Below are 19,213 nucleotides of genomic sequence, written 5' to 3'. Positions count from 1 at the left end.
GATCGCTGCGCGACTGGCCGGAAACAGATTTTCGCGAACCGCCTGGAGATCGGAGATCATTCCGGGTGTGCCTCAATTACATCGCGGCAAGACAATCGTTTCTTCCTGTCGAAGAGGCTCGGCCGTGCATAGGTTTGTGATGATATCGCTTTAAGTGACACGCGGGTTGTCCACCAGCTTCTCGACCAATCGCCTGAGTTCCGACGGCGTCGTTTGGCCAGCCACCACCTCATAATAGCCGATCCCGGCGCGTCGCAGCGCCTCCTTCTTTACCGCATCACGCGCGGCCGCGGTGCCTTGGTGGTGTGCTCCGCCCTGGTATTCGATGACGTGCCTCGGTTGGCAATTGCCGTCGACGAGGAGCAAGTCGACACGTTTGGAGTTGATGCAACTGTAGGCGTCTGGGTCGGCACTTCGAAGGATCTCGCCCAACGAAACCTGAGCCATCACCTGCCAGGTGGAATTGCAGCCGATCACGACGCTGTCGAGTTCCCGAAACACCCGGGCTTCGCTCTTGTTCAACAATGGCTGAATGGTGAAATTGGAGCGCATCACAATACGCAGTTGATCCGTGGCGTCGACTGGACGCAATGGCTCAGCAGCTGGCGTCTGAAGCCTGGGTTCCTGTATGATGCGCTCGTTCCAGCGCCTTTCCTCCGATCGTGACCTGTTTCTCTCGCGCCACGCCTGTCTGCTCGTCCTGGTTAGGAACTGCTCAACGGACATGCCGATGATAAGGCCGACAAGCAGGGCGGCGATTAGCAGTTCCGGCTTTTCGAAGTCTGCAACAGTTACACCGCTCGAAGCGCCTACTACGGCAGCTCCGATGATCAGCCAAGGTGCCGCAGACAGCACCGACCTTTGGCGATAATGCATGCCCCTCTCCGAATTTCCCGCCAAGATAGTATGACGCTTTTACGATGCGCGGAAAGTCATCCAAAAGAATGAGGGCTCGCACGCATGAAGCTTCCGCCGGCGCACCGATATTGGCTCTAGCGGTCAGTCGCAATCCGCTCGGCCCAGGACATTCCTACGTCGCTGGTACTGGGAGAGCTTTCGAGGCCAGCGGCCGGCTTGTTGCTATGGAGTTCACGTTTTGGGCCAGGAAGATCGCATAATGGATCGAAGGGAACTGGCCCGGCAGGCGAGCAAAGAAAGACAAGGTTGACAGGCGCATTGCTTCTTCGATTGAGGGTTCGGCAGTTAAAATCTTTTAAGACTCCGGCGATGCACAACAAGGAAGCTCGCCGATAAGTTGCCCACGTGCAACGGCAAATGTTCGAGGAGGAGCGCGGCAGCCTCGTCCATTACGTCGGGCCGTTCGACGGATTCCACTGCGTCCCGACCTCGGTGTCGAAGACCTGCACGGTCCGCTTCGACAACAACAAATACTCCGTCCTCTCAACTGCGGTCGGCCGGCCGGTCGAGGTTCACGCCTATGCCGAGAAGATCGTCATCAGGCAGGACGGTGTGAACGTCGGTGAGCATCCTCGTTGCTTTGGCCGTGGCGAGACGATCTACGATCCCTGGCATTATGTCCCTGTTCTGGCACGCAAACCCGGTGCTTTGCGCAATGGTGCGCCGTTCCGTGAATGGGTCCTACCCACAGCGATGGAGAAAGTGCGCCGGCGGCTGAAGAGTGTCCATGATGGTGATCGGCAAATGGTCACCATTCTCGGATGCGTTCCCGCCGACGGTCTGGCGGCCGTCGATGCTGCCTGCCAGGAGGCTTTGGATCACGGCGTCTGCTCGGCCTCGGTGATCATCAACATTCTGGCCCGGAGCCGTGATCCGGCCCCGGCCGCAACCCTGCAAACCCCGGATGCGCTGCGGCTTACCCATGAACCGGTCGCCGACTGCGCACGGTATGACAGCCTCAGGAGGGCAAGCTGATGGAACGCACACAGGTTCTCGAACTGATGAGCACGCTGAAGCTCTATGGAATGCGCGGCGCTTACGACGAGGTCATGGGCAACGGCATCAAGCGGCAGCACGAACCGCCGCGCATCGTCGGCGATCTCTTGCAGTCGGAGATCGCCGAGAAGCAGGCCCGCTCCATTCGCTACCAGCTCAGCATTGCCAAGCTGCCGCTCGCCAAGGACATCGACGACTTCGACTTCGCCGATACGCCCGTCAATGAACCCCTGGTGCGGGAGCTGTCGACCGGCACCTTCGTCGCCGATCAGCGCAATGTTGTCCTCGTCGGCGGCACGGGAACCGGGAAGAGCCATCTGGCCATCGCGATTGCCCGCGCACTGATCCGCAACGGAACACGCGGGCGCTTCTTCAATGTCGTCGATCTGGTCAATCGCTTGGAAACGGAAACGCGCAGCGGCAAGCAGGGGCGGACGGCCGACTACCTCAACCGTCTCGACTTCATCATCCTTGACGAACTCGGCTACCTGCCGTTCGCCCAGGCCGGCGGCCAACTCCTGTTCCATCTGATCAGCAGGCTCTACGAGCGGACTTCGATCATCGTCACCACGAACCTGGCCTTTGGAGAATGGCCGACGGTGTTCGGTGACGCCAAGATGACGACCGCGCTTCTGGACCGTCTCACCCACCACTGCGAGATCGTCGAAACCGGAAACGAATCCTGGCGCTTCAAGAACCGCTCTCAAAGCTAAAGCCGAAGACGATCATCACGCGCACTTGGCCTACCCTCTGCAACCCCGGCCAGCGCCGGGCAGGCCAAGCGCTGATCTACAGCATATGGGGGGTCAAAATTGGACGCCGATAAGGGGTGAACTTTGGACGCCGATTGACAGTGACCGTTCTCGACTGTGGCGTCCTTTGAGTGGGGAACGACCGCCGTCAGGATCCCGAAGAGTTGGAGACTGAGGTCTTGTTGTAGATCGCTCCTCCGCTATGTCGATAGCTGGAGGATGTCACATGCCAACGCACGACAAACACTTCCGCATGCTTTCGGAAGCGGTACAGGCTTGGTACCGCTATTACGAGGTCGAACCCGACGACCAGGCGTCGCAAACCTTGTGCTCGGCCGCCATCGAGTTCTTCAACGAAGGCGCGAGATCGTTAGAGGATGTCACGACGCTGCTCATCGGCACCTATGTCGGCAGGTGGGCAACACGTGTAAACGCGCCGACGTCGGCTGCCGTTCACTGACCTGCCCGATTGACTGCATAACCAGGCTTCGCCCTGAGCATTCTTAATCGATCGACAGCTTCCAGCCGACGGCCACGACCTCACTGGAACCGAACTCGCCTCGCGACGCCATCTTCTGGAAGGGCTGGTGCCGGCAGGCGGCGAAGACGCCCTTCGACTGTCCGAGGAGATCGAGACGGACGGAGAGGTTCTCCTGCGCATCGCCTGCGACCACGGGCTTGAGGGGATCATCGCCAAGCGAAGGGACGCCACCTATCGACCCGGTCGGCTGGGTGAAGATCAAATGTGTCCAGAGCGATGGCTTTTTAATCATTGGGCATGAGAAGTCGACGGCGTCATTGCGGGCATTGGGCGGCTGCTGCTCGCCGCGCAGAGGAAAAGAGCTGGTATGTGGGGGGAGTGGGAACCGGCTTCAGCGAATATTCTGCGGGTGAGTTCCGGAAACAGATAGACAAACTGACCATCGGCAAGCCCCCTGTCGATACGGACGGAAGTGAAATGCGGTCTTCGTCGATCCGAAGCTTGTTGCCGAGATCAAATATCGAGCGTGGACGCACGACGGGAAGCTGCGGCACGCGTCATTTAAGGGGCTGCGCGACGCTGCTGATAACGCAGGCGTTTATGAGGTGCAATAATTCGCCGGCGCCGCTACGACCCGTAGCGGCCAATTCACGCCCGCGATGGGCTGAAATCCGTCCCTGGTCGCTGAATGAGGTTGCAGTTTACAATTTCTTCCGGTCCTCCTGCTTAGGTGTGATTATCCGCACGAAGCGATAGAGCCATGGAACCGGCTGGAAACCTGCGACACGACATCGAAGCGGCACTGCAACGTCAAAACTTGACGGGTTGGCAGCGAACGTTTCTTGCCGACATCCACGCTCGCCTTGAGCGTTCTGGCGGAAATGCTCGCCTCTCAACAGTGGCGAAAGACTTTCGAGATTCTAAGGCAGCGCGCTCGGCCCGCCCCATCGCAATCCGCGGTCGTTCCCTTTCCCCGATCTCGCCACCAGCCCAAGAAAATGTTCGTCCCCAGTTTTGGTAGAGCAGGCAGACGGCTGGCCATTGGGCTCCTGATCGTTGCTGCTGTGGCCGTCGCACAGCAGGTATCCGATTTGGGAGGGCAATTTCAGTCAACTCCGGCACAGCGAGGACATCTGTGGCCCAGGAATTCACGGTGACCGACGGAGACACCGTACACGTCGTTGGCGATGCCGCCGGAACACGTTTGGTGGGCTTCAACACGCCGGAGAAGTTCTCGCCCCAATGCTAATATGAGCGCCAACAGGGCGAGCGGGCGTTGGCGCGGCTTCGAGAGCTGGTTGCCGGCGGCAGCACCGAACTGAGAAAAGTCGCGTGCTTTTGTCCGCCGGACACCGAAGGTACGAAGAAATGCAACCATGGCGCCCTTTCGGGATGCTGTTGGTTGACGGGAAGGATGTCGGCAGCATTCTGATCAGCGAAGGCCTTGCAGTACCATTCGTCTGCGGCCGCAAGAGCTGTCCTCCGAGGCCGAGACCATGGTGCAAGGCATAGCCGACGAAATCCGGTGGACCCGTTGGATAGTGAGCGCCTTATGACGACCATCGAAAAAAGCGCGCCCCTGACTCCTTTTTTGAAAGGAACGAAATGGGAACATTCCTGAGGCGCTCTATTCCATCTCGAATACGGAGGATCCGGCATGCCTACGGTGTTGTTCAGACACGACCAAGACATCTCGCTTAATGATGTACTGAAGATTGCAGTAGAACGTTGCAGGCAGTGCTATGAAGTGTTCGCGGAAGATGGTTCGAGGTCTCGTCGGACGCTATGTCGCGGCGAGCGCGGGACGTGTCTGATGCCCTCGATTTCAGTGAAGAACCATATTTCTCGCCGGAGACGACGAGGAAGGTTCTTAAGCTTCGCAATGCGGTGTGGGGTATGTGCTTCGACTATCTCGGTGAATGCGGCCACCTGGGCAAATCAACCGACCTTCTCAGGATGGACCAGGACCTGGAATACGTCGTCGAAAAACTCGTCATCTACCACCTGTCTCCTCAGGAGATCGAAGAGGCTGAGGCCGAGTAGGCGCATGAAGGCCAGTTGTTTCGCTGATCTTGGCATCGGCGACGACACGGAGCCTCGGGGCAGCATTTGACATCTCTTCATACTTCAAGATCCGGACAATTTTGATATTGCAGTTTCTGAAGCGATGCCTCGAGGTCGAGCTTGAAGCCGGTTGCGGCGTAGTCAAACGAGACGTCTCCGAAAGCGGACAGGCTCGTATTGACCAAGCGGGAGCCGAAGCCCTTCTTCTTTGGGGCTTCCACGGCTGGGCCACCGCTCTCTTGCCAATGGAGATTGAAGCGATCGTCGCCGACATTTTTGCGCACGGACCACTCGATCTCGACAGTTCCTGTATCCCCTGATAGAGCCCCGTACTTTGTCGCATTGGTGACAAGCTCATGCAGCACGAGGGCGAAGCCAAGAGCCGCTTGCGGGTTCAGGCTGACTGCCGGACCGCTTGCTTTGATGCGGCTCGGTTCAACGCCGAGATTCACCGCGGTCGCTTCGATGATCGTATCGACGGCTGCGGATAACCAGTTCTTCTGCAGCAAAATATCGTGCGCGTTTGCATATGCCTTGATGCGCGACGAGATCGACTGCTCCGCGGCTTCGATGCTGGCGGCGTTCCGGAATGACTGGTTGGTGATCGCCTGAACGACTGCCAGCGTGTTCTTGATGCGGTGAGAAAGTTCGTGCATCAGGACGCGCTGTCGCTCCTCATTTTCCCGCTGCTCGGTTCGATCCCTGAGGATCTTCACGAAGCCTTCGAGTTCGCCATCATCCGATCTCAACGCCATCATCTGGCCCGACGCCCAGAATAACGAGCCGTCCTTTCGAAGGTGCCAGCGCTCATCATCTCCATGGCCCTGGGTCAGTGCGGCGGTCATTTCCCGTTGAGGAATGCCCGCCGCGCGGTCTTCCTCAGTGAAAATAACGGCCACGGGATGGCCGACGATTTCGGTCTCATCCCATCCGAGAATTCGGCGGGCACCCTCATTCCAGGTGATCACTCGGGAGTCGAGATCCAGGGCGATGATCGCATATTCGATGGCACTCTGAAGGATTGCTTCGAGAAAGCGCTCCCGAGCGCGACTGGAGGTGGAAATGGGGTTCATGATTTTATTCTGCGCCTGATCCTTCCGGTCGCGCAAGCGGAATTGCCTTACCTCATCCCATACAGGCGCAATGACAACGCCATCGAACCGTGACTCCCGGACGGGCTGGTCGGGAAGCCTGCCGCATAGGCCAAGTCGGTCGATCGTCTTTTAGGAAAAAGACGGCGTGCGACGTTATCGGACCTCTTATTGAGCGTGGAAGGATGACGACCCAATTTGACAAAGACTTACCTTCGGTATCGTCAGAAGCAGCCTTGGCCGACCGGAAAGAACTTGCGGCGGTCGCGTTCGAACGAATAGGATGCCGATGGTCGTCAATGACGCGCGCAAGCCGGATCTGCCGATCGGGCTGGCCTACAGATCATTCCTCGAGCTGACCGGTTGCGCCGCCGGAGAGGTGCTGGGCCGGAATTGTCGTTTCCTTTAGGGCCCGGCGACGTCTCCGATCGCCGTCGCCGAACTTCGCGCTGCATCGCCGACGAGCGGGAGGTGAGCGTCGAGATCTTGAATTATAAGAAGAACGGGGAGCAGTTCTGGAACCGCTTGCATTTAAGTCCCATCCATGGGGACGACGGAAGGATGCTTTATTTTTCGGATCGTAAATCGACATGACGGAGTACCGGCGGATAGAGGCGCTGGAAGCGTCCGAGCATCGGCTGCTGACGGATCGGCCACCGGTCGAAGAACGTCCTCGCCATCGCGGACAGCATTGTTCGCCTCACCAACGCCGACGATCCGGCCGGAGGCGGGCAAAGAGGGCGAGATTGTAAGCGACCACCGATGACCAGACATAAGCCTTGAAGTGGTCGAGCCCACGCCAGGTGCAGCGCCCCAAGCCACAAGCGCGTTTCAAACATGAGATGCCGGCCTCGATGCCGGCGCGGAAGTTTCTGAGCTTGCGATAGACCCCGGCTACCGACCATATCTTCGATCTTGAGGCCGCACTTCTTGTGGAAGGCCATGTCGCGGATGCCGCAGGCTTTGGCTCGGCTCAAATTATCGCGGCTGGCATAGCCGGCCCTGATGCGGCGCCTGGCCATAAAAGGCGATGTGGCGTTCCAGCATCGGCAGCAAACGCTTGCTGTCTGCCGGTTGCCGGTTTCGACGACGAGGTCGAGGACCAGTCCGCTTCTGCCGGTGGTCAGATTGAGTTTGTGGCCGTAGTCGACGTCGCGGCTGCCTTCGACGATGATGTCGGCATGCGGCTCGAAGAGGCTCACCAGCTTCTCGCCAGCCGGCACCGGCTCGCCGGCCAGGACCCGCCGTTCGGTCTGGCCGATGATCCGGTCGATCAGCAGCTTATAGTGGCGGAGCTGGGTCTGCCACAGTTCGCCGGCCGGGCCAGCCGTCAGGGGCAACTGTTCACTCGCCTGCTGCAGATAACTCAAGGTCGTGCGCGTGATCTTGAGCAGTTCGCGGTAGTGCTTGATCCGTTTGGGGCGGCCGCGGGTATTCGATCGCTCGAGCCCGCTTCTTTGCCGCGCGGCGGTGGTCGTGCCATGGGATGGCTCTACCCAGTGCCACGGCCTGCTGCAACAGCCGCACCGTCACCCGGACAGCGTCCCATAATAGGCTACGGTCGCTCGGCTCATGGATCAGTGCGGCGGTGACGTGCTGTCGACGCGCACGACCTTGCCACTTTCCAGCTTCTCCTGCCGGGCGCTCGCCAGCAGCACCCTGCCAGAATAATTTTGCCCTGCGAGGAAAAGCAAAATTCGTGCGTGTTTGTGCCTGTGGTTCCCGAGGTTGCGAGTGTCGCGGCATTCAGGATAGAACGAGCGAGTTCCATCTCAGTGTGCTCCAAGCATTGGCGGCGACGAGGAGGCTGCTGCAGCAATGTTATACGCAGAGGACTTTGGTCGTCAAAGCTAAAGGTGACATTCAAAACGACGATCGTTTTCTCAGATGCCACCCGCTTTTCAATTGGATGCTTGGCAGAGGGGAATTGGACGCGGCGGTGGTGCTGGATGATCCTGCTTATATCTTGCGATGATCGGCTCCAGCCGCTCTTTCGGCCAGAACTGCGGAGAGCCGATCTCGCCAAGGCAGGTAGCGTTCCAGTATGATCCAGCGCTTACTGGCGACTTGCCCGATGTCGTTGCCCGGCCGACCGCGGCGATGTCGCGCGCCTCCGGGTAGATATAGAGCGTCGTCGGATTATCCTTGACCATCGACAAGACTTCCGGGGTCTCTTCCGGCGACCAGCTGGTGCATCCGTCGCTTCGCCCGCCCGCATAGGTGACCAACTTCTCGACAGGGACATAGCCTTTCCGATCGGCATATGGGCTCTCCGGCTTTTTCTGCATGCAGATCCCAGAGACGAGCGCCGCAGCATGCCCGCCGATGGCGCGTTGTCTGGCGTTGGCGGTATCGCCGATCCCATCGAATTGAACAAACGAGCGGGTCAAAACCGCCTCTCTGTTAGAAGGCGCCAGATAATAGCCTTTGAACGAGGTCTTGATCTCGCTTGTCAGATACGCGCCGGCGGTCAAGTTTGAGTCCAGCGCGTTGCCAAAATTCTTAGCGCATCCCGGCCGTTGGAGAAGTTGACCACGCCAGGGAGGTTGAGGCCGCCACCATGCCCTGCCGAGATCACCCGAAACGACTGCTTCGCCTCGCAGATCACGTAGAACCAGCCAACTGTCAGATCGTTGGGTCGTGTCGCATCCATTGCGAAGTAACAGGCGTTCTTGACCGTTCCCTCCGCGACCTTCTCCAGATATAACCTCCGCGCCCGCTCCAGAACCACGCGCGTGATCTGGCCTTTCCCGTCGCCGACGTAGTCTGCTATCCAAGCCGGGAAAGGCGAACTCTTGCCCGCGGCACGTGCGGGAGTTGATCCGGACAGCATTGGTGCCAGGATGACCAACCCCGTTGCTAGCAAAAGGTTGAGCCTGGAACGCATCTGGTGCTCTCCGTGATGTAAACAAAGACCTGAATGACATCGATCATCATGACAGAGGCGACAACGAGGTTCGATAGTTCGCAATTATGCCTCGACACTCCTTAACAGCGCACTTCCAATCGGGTCGCAACAATCTGCGAGTAGTCTGTGCCCACTGGATCGTTGAAGAACATCGTCGTCAGCATCGCCTGATTTTCGGAAAGGATTTCTTTCGAGCCAGGCCTGACGACTTTGTGAGTGCAACCGCTAAAGCCTTCGCCCGAGATTTTCAGATCGGCATCGCTGGCAAAATCGAGAGCAGTATAGAGTGTCGGATCATAAACGCCGAAAACAATCAATCCTTTGAGCGGCGTCTTGGCCATTGGCTTCTGTGCGAAAGACAGGGTGAGGGAGCCGTTCTCATAGGTCCCATGCAGGATGTCCGGCTTCGCAAGCGCGAGTGTTTTCCCATTGATCGTGATGTTCATATAATAGTTGTACTGCGCAAGCGACTCCCGGACTGTTTTGGCGACGGCAGCAACTTCCGCAGGGTCGAGGGCATTGTTGCGGTTCTTGTCGTAGTCGAGCAGCACTGACGACGAAAACACCTCATCGAACTGCCATGTGTCGCGCAGCTCCTGGAGGCTTCCATCGGGCGCCGCGACCGCCTCGAATTTCGCATCAACGAAGATATGGGGATGGGCGAACGTGTTAGTCGGCATCCCGAGGAGGAGAAGTGAAATTGCCATAGTGGCGTGGCGGCGTTTGTTCGCGAGGCTCATGCTACGTGAGTGTCGAGAAGATTGCGACGGATTTAAGTTTCGATCGCCGTGGTTTACCGGAATGCACCTTCCGCTATTTCGCCGCCGAGACGTTGGTCGAGTTCCTCGTGCTGGCCGTTGCGGCAACTTGGCGATTCACGCCGCCACCGCGCGCCTATCGCTGCGGCAGCACAGCCGGCTTCGACGCATCTTCATTCAGACAAGGCGATGGCAAAAATCATCGTCACGCCCGGGCGCGCTGGCCCTGTCGAGATTGCGGCCTTCCTGATGAAAGGCGACATCGATCCGCTGGACGCCAAGAAGTGACCGTCGTCTTGTCGACCCCCCCTGCGGGAATAGAGCCAATCAAGCGTGCGGCGCGCCAGTGGGAGGATGGCACTTGGCGCGAGAACGTGCCGTTGCGGCAAGTGGAACATCCGTGTCGATTCTCGCGTCAGCGATTTTGAGCTTGCTCGGGCTTCCGGCGAGATTGAAATTGGGAATTAGAATGCCTTCACTGCAAACACACCGGATCTTCGTTTTACGTGGCGCAACTTTCCTCAAACGAACCCGCGCCCGTGCGGTATTTGGCCACATCCTCGCCGAGGCCGGAGCCGGAATAACCGGGTCACTCTCATCACATCAAGGGTGCCTGCCACGAGCAAACGCCTAATAATTGGCGCGAAGCCAAACCGCGTCGGTGACAGGGCACTCACAGTAATGGGCAGGTGCGGCTGTGGGCCGGCAATTGCTTATTTTGACGCGTCGCTTTTGTTGGCATGCGCCTGAATTTGCGTGCATCGCTCGATCAGGTGCTCGAACGGCTCGGAATCGCCGAGCAGCAGGCCGTCGTCGACCATGCGCACGTAATCCTCGCCGAGCGCACGCAGACCTTCTCCGGATGGCGTCAGAACCAGATTGCCGTTGACGGCTGCGGCGTAGTCGATGGGCGAGCGGTCGGCCGCCTTTTCCGCAAAAAACATGGATTTGTGTTTCGCCACGGCATTGGCGAGTTGCCGATCCGCGGATGCTTTGTCGGCGAAACCAGCATCGTCCAGCCGGACGACATCATGCCAGTGGCGGGCAAAACGATCGCCGCGAAGGCGCTCCTGCAGGCAGAAGACATGGATGGCGGTCGCTTTCTCCCAGAACGTCCGCTCCGCGTGCATGACGCGGGGACTCGCTTTCGGAAATTCGACACCATCAACCTGGCCCGACGCGTCACAGTCGATATCGCGGATACTGGCCGGCTCGCCGGTCGACGCGCTCCGAATTCGAGCATGACGCTCGGGGCGACATAGCCGGATCCGCTGCTCACCGCTTCATAGTCGAGGTAGAGCGTATCGTCCTCGAGGCGGATTGCCGCCGGAAGAGATTGAACGCGCAACGCGCCATAACCGGCTCCACCGAGCCCGCCACCCAGACCGGAAGCCGCTTTCGCACCTCGCTGGTCCAGTGTTTCTCCTCGCTGCGGGTTTTCGGCAGTGCTTCGTCATTGTCGCCAACAGTCCGGCGCCAGGGCGCGGATATCGTAGGTCAGGTCGACATCCTCGGAGAACCTTTTGATGACACCGTAGGCTTTCGAAAGCGAGGTGCCGCCCTTGAAGACGAGATGCTCACCGAGCTTGGACGAAAAGAGCGTCTGCAGCGTCCAGACGACCCAGACATCCTTTTCGAGGAGATGAATGGGCCGTCCGCTGTGGTCGGCTGCCACAGCCAAGGCTTCGCGCCGGTCATCTTTGACAAGCTCAGGAATAGATCAGCGATGCGCAGCCCTTCCTACGCTTCTTGCAAGCCAGGTCGGAAACTGCGGAGCCGCCGCCACCAGCTCGCCGAACGCCTCCGGCGGCAGCTTTCGCTTGATCCGCGACAGTGCTTCATCGGCCCTCTCCGGCCCAAGCCATGCAAGTGCGCGGACCGCCACGCCAGCAGGTCGATCGGCCAAGGCCAATTGCCAGCGCGGCACGTGCTTGAGCTCGACCGTCTGCTGTCCAAGGGTCATCGTCCGGCTACGGCCGGATGTCAGGTAGACGGAGCGGACCGGGACCTGGGAGGTCAGGCCCAGGGCATTTGCCGCGGCGGCGCCATTCGAGACGATGACCTCACCGCGCTGCTGCGCCACCGCCTCTACGGCCTGTTCGACCGTCGGCGGCCGACTGCCAAAGCGACTTTTGACGGGCCGCATATAGATACCACGGCCCGCCCGGACGAGCTCGCCACGCTCGGCCAGGCGCGACAGAGCCTGATCCAGGGCGGCTCGATTTCCGAGATGCAAAAAACTCTTTGCCGAAAGCGCGGATCCTTCCGGCAGTCGTTCAGCATGTCCCATGATTTGCTATGTCAGCTTTTGCATGGCATTTCTCTTGTCAGAAATATATGCAAGTTTCTGACAGTTTGCAATGAGAGGGGAAGACGGCGAGCCCGGACGGTGCTGACCAATTTTTATCGGTCAGTGACCCGCTGTCTCTTCACAATCACGATTCATCTATCAGGCCGTCAAACACTTCCACCATCGCATCGCTGATGGCCTTGCCTAGCGCGGCTGCAGCGTTTGCAAGCGCCTCGTCGTCCATATCGCGAGCGGCCATCGCAAAAGCAGTTCCCTCGGACGTTACGATTTCCCGCGCCCGCTCAATTGCCCAAAGGCCGAAGTCGCTGCGGCTGCTGATTTCCACGGTTTCCATGTTGTCCCCTGATTTGTTCGAGAGGACGGCTTATACCGATTTGCCGGACAATGCAGTCTGAAAACCGAGCCCGAGGACCGACTTCGATCTGTCTCGTGAGCGCATTCCCTACGGGAGCGTGCTCTATTGCGCCGCACCTTGGCGACTGCGGTGTCACCAGCATTTGTACTGCGGTATAATTTGGAAGCGCTATGTGGGGGTCAATGGTTCAATTTTGCCGCTCCGATAGCACCCATTTGTCATATCACTGAAAAACTTCTGACCTAACGAGGCTTTCCGGGCCTCCGTTCAGGGTGCGGCCGTCGATCAGGAGTGACGAAATCATGTTGGAACGTGTTGGCAGCGGATCGAAAGAGGTCGAAACCCTGGTCGTGGACCTCGGCCAGAAAGACGTGACTGGCCGTTCTGCATCGACAAAAACCATCGACGCCGGCGAAATACGCAAGATCGCGCCGAGCGGCAACGGGCAGGCACTCGACATCTCCGCTGCGCGGGGCTTCGTCGGATTTACCCAGAGCAAAAGCGGCGCCACCGCGATCCTGGTCGATGCAAAGGTGAGCACGCCCGAAACCGACCCGGGCAACGATCTCAAGATCGACCTGGACGGCTTGAAAAAGGTTGCCGCTTCCGAATTCGGCAGCACCGTGCCCAATAATATCACTCACCTGTTCAACCCGACCATCGAGGCGATGGCCAACCAGTTTTACGGGGGAGACAGCGTCGAGGTCCGCGACAGGTTCAAGGCCGACGTCAAGGCGCTTCTCGGTCCGCTGCTCGACAAGGTTGGCGCGGGAGAAATCGGCATTGGCGATCTCGCCGGCAATCTGGAGCGCCTGACCTCGCGTCTGATCGCTCCCGGCGGCAAGGAAGTCTGGGGTTACCGTCACGCGGTGCAGACCGCGCTGGAAGGGCTCGTCATGAGCGCCAGCCTCGTCTCGAAGATGCCGGCCAATCCGGACTGGGACAAGAATTTCTCGCCGCTGCCTTCCAGCAATCTCGCCAGCTATTCCTTCAACGACGTCATGGCTATGATCATGGTCGGCACTGGGCTGGCCGGCAAGGAGATCGCCGCCAACGGCTCAGGTGACGGACGCTTCTTCGCCGGCAGCGGCGGCGACGCCTGGATCGCCGAGCGTATGTTCGGCACCAAGGACAATGGCTGGAGCAAGACCATCCAAAATCTCGATCTGCCCTATATCGACAGCGACTATCTGACATCGAGCCTCAAGAAGATGGACCTTGTCATGTCGGGCTCGGATGCCATCGAGCCGGTCGTGGAGCGCCCGATCGACGAGAACGACATCCTGGAAAGCAAGCTGCTGCGCGGCTACGCTCCGTCGACCGCCTATGAGCCGACGCTGAAGAAGCTCGACGAACTCAAATACGGCATTCTCGGCGACGCCGTGAAGGACGTGAGCCGGGATTTCGTCGCGCCCGACAACATGGACCACCTCGACCAGCTGACGCCGGAACAGAAGGCGACGCTGCTCTACGATCTCATCGAGATCAAACAGCAGTTCAATGGCTATATGAACCAGTATGGCGACAGCGTGCCCGATGGCGAGCGCGTCGGCAAGGACCTCGATGCGCGGATCGAAAAGCTGACGGCCGATCCGGCGACGCAGCAGCATCTCTCGGATATCTTCGCGAGCGGCATGAAGGAATATCTGCAACGCCCGGCGAATTCCGATCTGCTCACCAACATCGAAGACGCCTATCTGATCGATATCGGCGGCGGCAAGGCGATCGACCGGGCGCTGAGCGCCGGCAAGAGCTTCGAAGATGCCCTGAAGGATTATTATTCCGAACTCAACACGCTCGTCGATCTCCTGCCCCAGGATTATATCGACGCGCATCTCGACGCCGCGAACGTCACCTTCTCGAACGTCATCAAGGAACATTATATCGGCGACGGCCAGGGTGTCGATCTCGAGCCGCTGCTGTCGGGTCCGGATGACACCTTCGTGCCCGGCGCAACGAATGACGCCATCAGCCAGTTGGCAAACACCTTCGCCGAGGATTTCATCAGCAAAAACGGCCCGGCCGATGGCGGCGAGACGCTGAAACAGAACCTGGCACAGGACATAGCACGCGACGTCGACGGCGTTCTGCGGATGATGCGCGGCGGTATGAAGCTCGACGATGCGCTTGCCTCCTTCAAGGATTCGCTCGATCTGCCGCGCCAGACCCGGACACCTGCCGGCATCGATGCCGAAGTGTACAAGGCCGGTCTGATGCACGCCGTGCAGATGCTGACGATGTCGAGCGTGCTGGTGGCGCGCGGCCTCGGTGTCGGCGGCAAGTGGACGCCGGCCGATATCGCCGCTGCGGTCGGCTCGGCGACACAGATCGTCGGCATGACGATGGAAGGTCTCGGCAAGAACCTCGACGTTGCCGGCAAACCGTTCAGCGCCTTCGGCAATCAGCCTGGCAGCTGGGGCAAGGGGATCTCGATGAACTTCTCGCCGAAGACGATGGAAGCGGCAGGCAAGATCCTCGGCGCGGCCGGCGGCCTCGCCATGGCCGGCCTCGGCTTCTATTCGGCGTCGCGGTCGATGAAGGCCGGCGACCGCGCCAAGGGCGCGCTCGAAATAATCGGCGGCATTGCCGGTACCGGCAACGCGCTCATCGGTTTCTCCGAGGCGATGCTTTATCTGACCAATGCCATGTCCCGTGCCTTTTCCGGACTCGGAACGGTGGCGCCGGAAGTCGTGACCATCTTCAGCAGCGCCGCCAAAACCGGCCTTGCCGCGGCCGGACTGGTCACCGGCCTCGTTGCCTCGGCCGTCGGGCTAGCGCTTGGCCTGTGGGATATGGCCAATGGCGTGAAGAAGCTCGACAAAATGGAAAAGCAGCTGAACGAGAAGCTTGAACGCTACACCGGCGAGTCCGTGCATCTCGAATTTGGGCCAGACCCGTCATTCATCTGGTAGAGGCAGAGGGGCGGCAACGATGACCGCCACAGCCTGGGAAATACCCTGCGACCCCTCGGTAAAAATGTGATTTTTGATCTCCAGGCGCGAGGCCGCTGCATTTTATGCAACCGCGATGTCGCGATCGGGCTTGAATTATCACGCAAAGGTCGATCTTATGCCTAACGTAAGGTAAACGACGTCATCCGCGAAAAGCGGAAAAAGAAAATCAAAGGGAACGCATGTCATCGATCGCAGCAGCATCTTCGGATATCGATACGGTTTCATTTCTCCGGCTAAACGCCAATTCCGATCCAAAGTCCGAAAATTCCACGAGCCAGGGCAAAACCACGAGCACCACGGTCAAGAAGGCATCGCCTTTTGCCTCTGACGGGACCACGACGGCAGCCCTGACGATTTTCTCCTCTATATCGGCGCAGACGAGCAGTCCGAAGTTCGTTTCGCTGGCCGCCACGTCGAATGGCACGTCCCGCCCTACCGCGCCGATCCAGCCGGTCATCGATCTCCTGTTCAATTCCGATTTCATGAGCGAGATCAATCAGGGCTTCATGGAAGGGCTGAAGGACAAGGACAAATCCTTCGAGAGCATCGACGTCGTCAAAAACCCTCACAATTACACTGCCGAGCAGAAACTGATCATGTATCTCGATCTGCTTCAGACCAAGGCGACCTTCGGCCAATACAAGGACAGCCTCGGCGACAACCAGCGCGGCATCTACAACGACCAGGAGATCCTGAAGGATCTCGACAAGTCGATCGCCATCCTGGGCTCGGACCCCGACGTCAACTCGCTGATGACGGAGAAGGCGCTGAAGGCCTTCAAGCTGATCTTCTCCGGTTATCGCGTGGCGCCGCCCGATACGAACAAGGACGCTTCCGAGATCATCAACGACACGATAACGCGTGACGAGAAGATGAAGGACCTGCGTACGAAGGTCGAGGATGCCTTTGAGCGCGACATCGTCAATGGCGGCCTGCTGAATGACGGTCTCAAATCCGGCAAGGACGTCACCACCATTCTCAAGGAATATAATGCCGCCCTCGGCTTCTATTCCATGGTGCTTCCCGACGATTTCGTAAAGCAGCGCTCGGCGATTGCCGACAAGACCTATGCCGAATTCTTCGACAAGAACGTGCTGCCGACGATCTCCGATCCGACGACGGCGCTCGATGGCCTGATCCGCATGGGACTGGCCGGCAACAAGACCGAGCGGGAACTGAAGGGGCTCGGCTCCATCCTGCCGGTTATGGATTTCGACCAGTCGCTCGGGCTCGGCGGCAGCCTGTTCCCCGATCTCAAGATCGACCTCGACGGTTTGAAAAAGGTTGCCGCTTCCGAATTCGGCAGCACCGTGCCCAACAATATCACCCACCTGTTCAACCCGACCATCCAGGCGATGGCCAACCAGTTTTACGGGTCAGACAGCCCCGAGGTGCGCGATCAGTTCAAGGCCGACGTCAAGGCGCTTCTCGGTCCGCTGCTCGACAAGGTAGGCGCCGGAGAAATCGGCATCGGCGATCTCGCCGGCAATCTGGAGCGCCTGACGTCGCGCCTGAGCGCACCCGGCGGCAAGGAGGTCTTGGGCTACCGCCATGCGGTGCAGACCGCGCTGGAAGGGCTCGTCATGGGCGCCAGCCTGGTCTCGAAGTTGCCGGCCAATGCCGAGTGGGACAAGAGCGTCTCGCCGCTGCCCTCCAGCAATCTCGCCAGCTATTCGTTCAACGACGTCATGGCGGCGATCATGATCGGCACCGGGCTGGCCGGCAAGGGCATTGCCGCCAACGGCTCAGACGGCGGGCGCTTCTTCGCCGGCAGCGGGGGCGACGCCTGGATCGCCGAGCGCATGTTCGCCACCAAGGACAATGGCTGGAGCAAGACCATCCAAAGTCTCGATCTGCCCTATATCGACAGCGAATATCTGACATCGAGCCTCAAGGACATGGGACTTTCCATGTCAGGCCTGATGAAGACGCTGATGCCCGGCACGGATGTGATCGATCCAATCATCGTCGACGGCAAGACCGCCGAAGAGGCGATCAAGAAGATCATCGCCCCGAGCCTCGACGCGCTGGCGGAAACCCTGTTCAAGGGCAATGCCGATGCCATGGCGCAATACAAGACCAATTTCACGACGATCTTCACCGCGCTTTGGGCGACGATGCGACCGGGCGGCAGCGTCGAAACGATCAAGGCCGACCTTGCCAAGCTGATCGACAAGACCGCGACGGCGGCGCCGGCAGGGGTCGATCCTGTCAAATACAAGGCGGCGCTCTCTTCCGGCGTGATGTCGGTGCTCACCGCATCCCGCTCCATCTATGCCGGCCTCAACATGACCAGCCCGACCTGGGACAGCATCGGCATCGTGGTTCTGCACGCCCTTGGCGCTCTCGCGCACATGGGCAGTGCGCTCGGCTCGGCGATCAAAGCCTCGAATTTTTCGCTGCTGGATGGGATCAGTTCACTCGTCGGCGTTTCCGACGAGCTGGCGCGGGCGCAGCGCAGCGTGCTCTCCGCCTTTTTCAAGAATACCGGGACGACGGTTGGCGCCGTTGCCGGCGTCGCTTGGCTGCCGGTGGAATATTACCAGTTCCTGCAGGGGCTCACCAGTGGCAAGGGCGATCCGGTCGATCTCATCTTCATGGGTATCGGAACCGCGGCGGACACGGTCGGCGCGATCGAGGGCATCGCAGGCGTTGCCAATATGCTGGTGAATTCCACCTTCCTCGGGCGCACGGGCGCAACGGTAGCGCTCGTCTCCGGCGGCTTCTCGCTCGCCTTCGCAGTCGCCTGCGCGGTGTCCTGGGCGGCCTGGGCGGGCTTTGCCATCTACCAGAGCATCAAGCAGGAAAAAGCCTTCCACAAGCAGACCGACATGATGAACGACATGCTTAAGCGCACTGTCAACGACACGGTCGGCATCTACGCCAAGACCGGCCCGATCGTCGGCGCCAAGGGCGGCGTCGCCCCCGCGCCCCGCGACCCGGAACAGCGCGAGCTGACCCCTGAGAACTGGGACGCGATCATCGCCGATATCGAGAAGCGCCGCGGTACGGCGGTGGGCTGATCCGGGACGCTTTCGCAACACCAAATATCTGGGTACTCACAGGCCCGGTTGGCGTAGAGGCAGTCTGGCCTGTGAACATTTGATAGCAATAAATTTAAGTATGAATTTCATGCGCAATCTGGATATCTGCTGCGCTTTACGGATAAAAAACGTTCAATTTTAATATAAAGGTCGATAAAGTTGTCAATGCCGATTGCAAGTTCCGAAAATTAACCATCGGTTAAGTTTAAACAATTGACCGGCCGTTTTTTTATCCATATCAAATCATGCATTCATTTTGATAACTCCTTGATGGAAGTGCTCATATGGCCGTAGATTCAGTGAACTCCGACCTCAACCTGGCGCTCGCAAACCCTGTCTCGGTGGAGCTGACGACCGATAAGACGGGTTCCAAGGACACCACCGGCAGCACGACGAAAAAGGTCGATCCGAACAGCGAGAGCGAGATACTCTCCGCTGCCGTGGACGCGTTTCTGCCAGGCATGATTTCCAACACCCTGATGCTGAACAATTCGCTTTTCAATTTCGCCAAGGAGGCGATCGACGAAGGCAGCGACGAGTAGCGTTCCCGTTCATCGTTTGCAGTTGACGTGTACCGAGTT

General features: G+C 59.1%; 12 protein-coding genes and 6 pseudogenes. 9 read left to right on the top strand and 9 right to left on the bottom strand.

Going from position 1 to position 19,213, the window contains the following annotated elements; all coding sequences use genetic code 11:
- Positions 1 to 150 precede the first annotated feature (150 nt).
- Complete coding sequence (locus EFD56_RS26275) at positions 151 to 876, bottom strand: DUF2726 domain-containing protein (protein WP_016737385.1); 726 nt, start codon at positions 874 to 876, stop codon at positions 151 to 153.
- A 396-nt stretch (positions 877 to 1,272) separates the two neighbouring features.
- Between EFD56_RS26275 and EFD56_RS26270 the strand changes: the two are divergent.
- The 5 genes and pseudogenes from EFD56_RS26270 to EFD56_RS32790 all read left to right on the top strand — a co-directional run.
- Positions 1,273 to 1,887 (top strand): annotated as a pseudogene (locus tag EFD56_RS26270) (Mu transposase domain-containing protein); the annotation flags it as partial.
- Positions 1,888 to 1,892: 5 nt separating this feature from the next.
- Complete coding sequence (gene istB, locus EFD56_RS26265) at positions 1,893 to 2,627, top strand: IS21-like element helper ATPase IstB (protein ID WP_064818141.1); 735 nt, start codon at positions 1,893 to 1,895, stop codon at positions 2,625 to 2,627.
- Between the two features lie 265 nt (positions 2,628 to 2,892).
- Positions 2,893 to 3,126 (top strand): hypothetical protein, encoded by a 234-nt coding sequence (locus EFD56_RS26260; RefSeq protein ID WP_016737406.1) that lies wholly within the window; start codon positions 2,893 to 2,895, stop codon positions 3,124 to 3,126.
- Positions 3,127 to 3,193: 67 nt separating this feature from the next.
- A pseudogene (locus EFD56_RS26255) lies at positions 3,194 to 3,761 on the top strand (ATP dependent DNA ligase); the annotation flags it as partial.
- 1,192 nt (positions 3,762 to 4,953) lie between these two features.
- Positions 4,954 to 5,190, top strand: coding sequence for a hypothetical protein (locus EFD56_RS32790; RefSeq protein ID WP_158464442.1), 237 nt, complete (start codon positions 4,954 to 4,956; stop codon positions 5,188 to 5,190).
- A 77-nt stretch (positions 5,191 to 5,267) separates the two neighbouring features.
- Here the strand turns inward: EFD56_RS32790 and EFD56_RS26240 are convergent, their stop codons facing one another.
- On the bottom strand, positions 5,268 to 6,284 hold the full coding sequence (locus EFD56_RS26240; protein WP_029532363.1) for a sensor histidine kinase: 1,017 nt from the start codon (positions 6,282 to 6,284) through the stop codon (positions 5,268 to 5,270).
- 203 nt (positions 6,285 to 6,487) lie between these two features.
- Here EFD56_RS26240 and EFD56_RS26235 point away from each other — a divergent pair.
- Positions 6,488 to 7,025, top strand: a pseudogene (locus tag EFD56_RS26235) (PAS domain-containing protein); the annotation flags it as partial.
- Here the strand turns inward: EFD56_RS26235 and EFD56_RS26230 are convergent.
- The 6 genes and pseudogenes from EFD56_RS26230 to EFD56_RS26190 form a co-directional block, all read right to left on the bottom strand.
- Positions 7,003 to 7,963 (bottom strand): annotated as a pseudogene (locus EFD56_RS26230) (ISNCY family transposase); the annotation flags it as partial. The pseudogenes EFD56_RS26235 and EFD56_RS26230 sit on opposite strands and share 23 nt — an antisense overlap.
- A 240-nt stretch (positions 7,964 to 8,203) precedes the next feature.
- Positions 8,204 to 9,189 (bottom strand): annotated as a pseudogene (locus EFD56_RS26220) (hypothetical protein).
- 101 nt (positions 9,190 to 9,290) lie between these two features.
- Positions 9,291 to 9,950 (bottom strand): DUF1007 family protein, encoded by a 660-nt coding sequence (locus tag EFD56_RS26215; protein ID WP_016737409.1) that lies wholly within the window; start codon positions 9,948 to 9,950, stop codon positions 9,291 to 9,293.
- Between the two features lie 731 nt (positions 9,951 to 10,681).
- Positions 10,682 to 11,696, bottom strand: a pseudogene (locus EFD56_RS32970) (nucleotidyl transferase AbiEii/AbiGii toxin family protein).
- Complete coding sequence (locus tag EFD56_RS26195) at positions 11,689 to 12,258, bottom strand: DUF6088 family protein (RefSeq protein WP_225884183.1); 570 nt, start codon at positions 12,256 to 12,258, stop codon at positions 11,689 to 11,691. The pseudogene EFD56_RS32970 and the gene EFD56_RS26195 overlap by 8 nt, the downstream one beginning before the upstream one ends.
- Before the next feature lie 145 nt (positions 12,259 to 12,403).
- Positions 12,404 to 12,613, bottom strand: a complete 210-nt coding sequence (locus EFD56_RS26190) for a hypothetical protein (RefSeq protein WP_004672578.1) — start codon at positions 12,611 to 12,613, stop codon at positions 12,404 to 12,406.
- A 323-nt stretch (positions 12,614 to 12,936) separates the two neighbouring features.
- On the opposite strand from EFD56_RS26190, the gene EFD56_RS26185 reads away from it, so the two are divergent.
- Complete coding sequence (locus tag EFD56_RS26185; RefSeq protein ID WP_064820005.1) at positions 12,937 to 15,546, top strand: hypothetical protein; 2,610 nt, start codon at positions 12,937 to 12,939, stop codon at positions 15,544 to 15,546.
- 208 nt (positions 15,547 to 15,754) lie between these two features.
- Here EFD56_RS26185 and EFD56_RS33255 read toward each other — a convergent pair whose 3' ends face one another.
- On the bottom strand, positions 15,755 to 16,045 hold the full coding sequence (locus EFD56_RS33255; protein WP_245440641.1) for a hypothetical protein: 291 nt from the start codon (positions 16,043 to 16,045) through the stop codon (positions 15,755 to 15,757).
- A gap of 25 nt (positions 16,046 to 16,070) precedes the next feature.
- On the opposite strand from EFD56_RS33255, the gene EFD56_RS26180 reads away from it, so the two are divergent.
- Both EFD56_RS26180 and EFD56_RS26175 read left to right on the top strand, forming a co-directional pair.
- A complete protein-coding gene (locus EFD56_RS26180; RefSeq protein ID WP_225884182.1) occupies positions 16,071 to 18,611 on the top strand; it encodes a hypothetical protein in 2,541 nt (846 codons plus the stop codon).
- Between the two features lie 305 nt (positions 18,612 to 18,916).
- The gene (locus EFD56_RS26175; protein WP_008534237.1) at positions 18,917 to 19,174 is read left to right on the top strand and encodes a hypothetical protein; all 258 of its coding nucleotides are present in this window, start codon (positions 18,917 to 18,919) and stop codon (positions 19,172 to 19,174) included.
- Positions 19,175 to 19,213: the final 39 nt, after the last annotated feature.

The organism is Rhizobium phaseoli (assembly GCF_003985125.1).
Taxonomy (GTDB): Bacteria; Pseudomonadota; Alphaproteobacteria; order Rhizobiales; family Rhizobiaceae; genus Rhizobium; species Rhizobium phaseoli.
Note: the sequence above shows the minus strand (reverse complement) of the source record. Positions and strands in the feature narration are given on the sequence as shown.